Genomic DNA, 5198 nt, shown 5'->3' with positions numbered 1-5198 from the left:
TGATGGCGCAGCCCAAACTCAGTACGAAAGCACTGATGATACTAGTGCAGAGTAAGTACAACCATATGACTAATTCAAATAGTAAAGAGACCTCTGTAGGTATATAGCAAATAGGCTAATTCATAGAAAGCCGCAATACACTAAGAGTCTCAAATGAACTAGCTAAACTAAAAAATGCAGCCTAATGGCTGCATTTTTTAGTTTAGCTAGCGACCCATACTCGGAGATCGTGACCTTGTAGGCGCTCTAACACGCTCAAGTTCTTGCTCTTTGGTTTTGATTACTTCTCGAACTTGTCCAGCAATGTGCTTAATTCCTTCAGCTCCGCTTGTATTGCCGTTTGCGATCCGGTTATTTTCGCTTGTGATTGCTCTATTTTGATCTGTTCGCTCACTAATTCGTTCAATCCGCTCTCCCACTTCACGGTATCGCTCTCTAGATAGTCGGGCGGTGTTATCGTGCTCTGATATATCTTCAACTGCTCTACGAGTTGAATCTGTACATTTCCTAAAGCCAATAACTCGCTTATCAATGATGCTTGCATTGTTACGTGCTCTTTCCGATATGCGACCCATCCATTGAACACGTTCGTTTGTTCTGTCATTGAAGTTTGCAACTGCTTGAACAACGTCGGTAAGCGTTCCAGCTCTTGTGTTTTCGTCTCTGCCAATTTGTTCAATGAGGCGGTCAATTCCGCTATATCTTGGTCTTTCTTGCGCAGCTGCTGCTCCATGTATCGCTGTTGGCCGTCTAGCATCTGCTCTTGGCGTTTGATCGTGTCCTGCTGTGCTTGTAGGGCTTGCTGCACCTGCTCTAATAGTCTCTTGTCCATGACTTACCTCTGCCCATAGTTGATGGGCTGCTGCTGTATCTGTGTCTGCGGTTTTTGAATGATGTAGGTTGGTTTTGAGAACTTTTTGACTGATACTGCCCCTATGATGATGCCTAGCACCAGTATCGTAAGTGCGACCAAACTGGCTACGATTGCCCATTTCTTCATTTCTGATCTGATGACCTGCGCTATCCTGTCCTCTCGCTGTTCTATCAGCTGCGCGATGTGCTGTGTGTAGCTCTCTATCATCGTCTCTGTCTGTTCTGCGAGTTGGTTTAAATCTTGGGTTAAATGGGCTTGGACGTTGCTCATATAGGTTTGTAGGGCGGTACTCATATCGGTTTGTTGCTTGGCTAACATCGCGAGCAGCTGCTCGTTGCTCAAGTCGAGGCTTTCCATGCCTTGTTTGATGATAATCTCGCTTTCTTTTAATTTCGCTGTCATAAAGCTGTTTAGCTGCGTCGTAACGTTCTGAACTTCTTGCTCGATAGTCTTCGCTTGCTGCTGTGACTGTGTTTTGAACTTCTGGGCTAAACTTAAAACTTCGCTCATATAATCCGCCTGTTAGCCTAATATTTCGTTTCGCTTTGGGGTCTGGGTTTTTGATGCTGATTGCTTTGTCTGTCTCTCGTGCAATCTCAAAGCCACCATCTTTTAGGGCTTGAATAACGTCGTCACGATTGGTTATAACGCCTTCAACCACCAATGCCTTTAGACCGTCAGTAATGGCTTGTCTTGCGTCTTTAATATCCCTTGGTAAGTTGTCACGCTGCGCCATGAGTCGCTTTTTGGCGGGATCATTGGGGTCGGTAAATCCATGCTCGATGTTCTGCATGTCCTTCCATGCGTTGACACGGCGTTTATCTACGTTATGAACATAGGGCTGAAACACACGCCCATGCTCTAAATCGACATTGGCAAAGACAAAGTTCAGCTCTAATCTGCCTTTGTCTCGATGCTCAATCCAGCTTACGCTGACTCTATCAACGTCTAGCCCTGCTCGAATGGTTTGCTCAAAGCCGTCCATCAGGGCGTTTTTTTGTTCTGCACTGACTTGGTTGGCGGTCTCGGTAAACGATAAGCAGCCACTGGTATATTTTTGCTTGAAGTCGAGGCTATCAATGAGCAAGGCTTGATTGTCTATGTCGCCCCTTAAAACTGTAGCACCAAGGCGTTTGCCGTCTGGCTGCTCTTTGTCTTTGAGCAGGTAGTCGAATACGCCTTTGCTGCCACCTGTTCCATTAGTGAAAAATTTAACGATCATCGGGCACGCTCGACGCTAGTGCTTTGTCTAGCGTGGTTTGCAAATCAAGCAAGGCGATCAATACAGCATTACCGACTTCTTGCCCTGTGTTGGTCTGCTTGGCTATTTGGTTGATGTTGATGCCAATGCGATTAATCGCTCGCACCAATTCGGGATCGGCACTATGGACAATTTTCTTGTGCTTGGGTTCGGGCGCAGCTATCGGTTGATCGAGCACCAATCCACGAACGTAGTTAGACATATCATGTCTGCCTGCACGCTTTTTAATGTCTAGAAGCTCATCATCAGACACTCTGATTTTTAGCCACTTTGTCCTTGCCATTTTAACCTCGGTCTAGCGGTTGGTTTTTACCACTCACGGCTTTTTGTGAGGGGTTGGGGTTAAGGGGTTTCCCCTTACCGGCATGCCTTGGGTCAATAGTAACGTAGTGGATATTGTGCCCACGGTATATGCTGGCTTATCTTAATAATAGCGATATTATGACTTGGCTGTATTATCTTTTGTGTAGGTACACATTATGGAATGTTTGAGTAAATTCTTATTCAAACATTCCATAATGTAATATCTCACTCTTTAGATTTAATACTATTCGAGAGTCCATATGATTTTTGCTGTTCCTGGAGATACAGTTACCCATGTTTCCCCTCGCTGAGATAGCCAAAAAATACGGAACTCATCTTGCCAAGCATCATCTTGGAACTTTAAAAAATGATTTCGTTGATGATCACCCGTATAGGTACATTTCTTCATTTCCCCTATAATACCTAGTTGCTTATCAATTTCCTTTTTCGTTTCCCTTATATCAGCAATCTCAACACAGATCACTTTCTCAAATCTATGTGCAGTATCAGGGGATAGATGGTTGCAAAAGGATAAGATTAAGCCATCTTCTTTGTAATAGCTACCATTAGTCAAATCAGGAACTTTAGTTACTGTAGTACTACCATCAGGATTATGGGTAATCACCTTGTTATTAGAAAGAGTAATATCCCTACCTGAGAGATCAAACCCATATTGTCGCAAACTAGGCAAAGGAACTTCACCTGTATGAATTAAATTTTCATCAGGAGTCATGACACCAACACGCTCATCGGAAAGATAATTACTAGCAGGTTTTATAGGTATCCTCCCACCGTTAACCCAAGCATCAGCCCACTGCTTCTCACCTAAATATAAATATGTTTTCAAAACGCATCTCCTAAGTATTCAATGTTAACAATAAGCACAACCCAACAATAAGAGTAAGCCAGTTTAAATAAAACATCACTAGCTAAAAAAGACCACGCACAACAGAGGAGTAAATAGCCTAAGCAGGGATAAAGTTAAAGAACACCCAAGCAATGAAACAATGCATGCTTCTAACAATCTTACATAGTACGAATCTTAGGAAACCTCAAAAAAGGCTGTTATCTGACTTAGGCTTATCTGCTGTCATATTTTTCCTGCTTTTTTATGCCTGTAATATGTACTTTGCGATATACCTAAAGCTACCCAAGGTTGTTTCGTACGTGCTGAAATAGCTACAGGCTTGCGTTTAGAAACTTTGCCACCTTTACTTCCCTTAAGTGCCTGACGATAGATAAACTCATTATAGTGATAGGCATCACGTTTCCAGCAGAATTTTGCAATACTTTTGGCAGTAGCTTTAATCTCTGAGTACTGCAACGGCTCTAAAAACATCATATTCACGCTTTGAGCATGTTTAAGCACGGAATGGTACCATTGCTCCCAAGTCTTTCCTCGATGCTCTCTAATCGCAGAATACGCCCAATGACGAACGGTATCGAATAGGGAACAGTTCCTACCAAGACCATATTCTTTCTCTTTGTTTGTTAAAGGTCTGAGATCAACAAAATCCGCTAGATAATTTAACTCATAGGCTTCTTTTGTCCATACTTCAGTACGCCAATGCTCGTGCATCGGGTTTTTGGTGATGAAGTTGGTATATCCGACGTCTGCTCTTGTCTCTCTGACCAACCCTGCTTGTATCTTAGCGAGATAGTCTAAAGCTTTACGGCTGCCATGCTCACTGGTACAAACAGGTGTTTTTAGCTCATAGACGATATGGGCATGTCCATTTTTAGGGTTTTGGCTTGTCCAGCGTGGCGGTGGTAGATATTCTTCTGCCCAACGCATTGCACCATGTTCATGGTCAATATCGAGGCAAATAAAATGGGTCATGCAAGGAGGGTTGTGCTGTATATACCGCATCTTGACGGCAGTTTGCCTAGGACGAACGACTAGATTACCTAAATCGTCAGTACAATAGGGTTTATGAGGGAGAGTTTCGTATATTTCAGGAAGTATTAACATCACGCACGCTTGTATTGGTGCGCCTGCTGATATAAAATGTCCATATCGAAAAGTGGGTTTTATATCTGCTGACACAGATTAAAATTCATCTAACCCCTGAAGCCTGCCAGCTTTGGGGGTTAGTCGTTTCTAGCACTTGAGTTTACGCTCTCATTCTTATTTCGTCAATTAGCAATTCCCTCGTAAAGTCATGCCATTTAAGGCTTACATTGCCCTGAGAAGTTGTACCTACGTCCTACTATAATATTGCTACTTGAATTTAAATAAGAATCACTTAGTACGTTCCCATTAAGCATCTGTGACAGATAATAATTTATAAAATCGCTAAACTGCTAATATTAAACATAAATTTAATGGCTATATTTCTGTTAGCCTAAATTAATTAGCTAGAAGCTGCTAAACAAGAATCCACTGGTAATTACTTAATATTACAAGAAGATTTTTAGTTGTTAGATTGGTAATTTATATACTACTGAACGATGAAGTTATTAATTGCTAACCTTGCGGTCGAAAATCATGATTAGCTTTATTAATTCATAATATTCTAAACTTTAGGAAATAGTTTCTAATAATATTGGAGTTCAAAAACAATATATAGAATATGTACACCAAGGATCTTAATTAATGAAAAATCTTACTCTGTCATTACTTGTTGGCGCGACACTTACTATTCCAAGTCTGGCAATGGCCGCCGAACCAATGAACACGGAAACCACGACTGCAGATACTACGCTTCAAACTCAGTACGAAAGCACTGACGATACAGCTCAAACCCAGTACGAAAGCAC

At 42.0% G+C, this 5198-nt stretch carries 5 protein-coding genes; all 5 read right to left on the bottom strand.

The window, feature by feature from the left end; translation table 11 throughout:
* Nucleotides 1-280: 280 nt before the first annotated feature.
* Nucleotides 281-832 (bottom strand): hypothetical protein, encoded by a 552-nt coding sequence (locus ACT3TU_RS13460; RefSeq protein WP_444784481.1) that lies wholly within the window; start codon nt 830-832, stop codon nt 281-283.
* A gap of 3 nt (nt 833-835) precedes the next feature.
* Nucleotides 836-1384, bottom strand: coding sequence for an MbeB family mobilization protein (locus tag ACT3TU_RS13455; RefSeq protein WP_444784480.1), 549 nt, complete (start codon nt 1382-1384; stop codon nt 836-838).
* Nucleotides 1385-2085: 701 nt separating this feature from the next.
* Nucleotides 2086-2418, bottom strand: coding sequence for a plasmid mobilization protein (locus ACT3TU_RS13450; protein ID WP_440455249.1), 333 nt, complete (start codon nt 2416-2418; stop codon nt 2086-2088).
* Nucleotides 2419-2682: 264 nt separating this feature from the next.
* On the bottom strand, nt 2683-3285 hold the full coding sequence (locus tag ACT3TU_RS13445; RefSeq protein WP_444784479.1) for a hypothetical protein: 603 nt from the start codon (nt 3283-3285) through the stop codon (nt 2683-2685).
* Between the two features lie 243 nt (nt 3286-3528).
* Nucleotides 3529-4410 (bottom strand): replication initiation protein, encoded by an 882-nt coding sequence (locus ACT3TU_RS13440; protein ID WP_444784482.1) that lies wholly within the window; start codon nt 4408-4410, stop codon nt 3529-3531.
* Between the last annotated feature and the right edge of the window lie 788 nt (nt 4411-5198).

Origin of the sequence: Psychrobacter sp. AOP3-A1-26 (genome assembly GCF_052378235.1) — a bacterium.
Taxonomy (GTDB): Bacteria; Pseudomonadota; Gammaproteobacteria; order Pseudomonadales; family Moraxellaceae; genus Psychrobacter.
Note: the sequence above shows the minus strand (reverse complement) of the source record. Positions and strands in the feature narration are given on the sequence as shown.

Bases quoted from the DNA above. Each gene is read 5' to 3' on its own strand.
- ACT3TU_RS13450 (WP_440455249.1), bottom strand. From the start codon at position 2,418: ATGGCAAGGACAAAGTGGCTAAAAATCAGAGTGTCTGATGATGAGCTT.
- ACT3TU_RS13455 (WP_444784480.1), bottom strand. From the start codon at position 1,384: ATGAGCGAAGTTTTAAGTTTAGCCCAGAAGTTCAAAACACAGTCACAG.
- ACT3TU_RS13440 (WP_444784482.1), bottom strand. From the start codon at position 4,410: ATGTTAATACTTCCTGAAATATACGAAACTCTCCCTCATAAACCCTAT.
- ACT3TU_RS13460 (WP_444784481.1), bottom strand. From the start codon at position 832: ATGGACAAGAGACTATTAGAGCAGGTGCAGCAAGCCCTACAAGCACAG.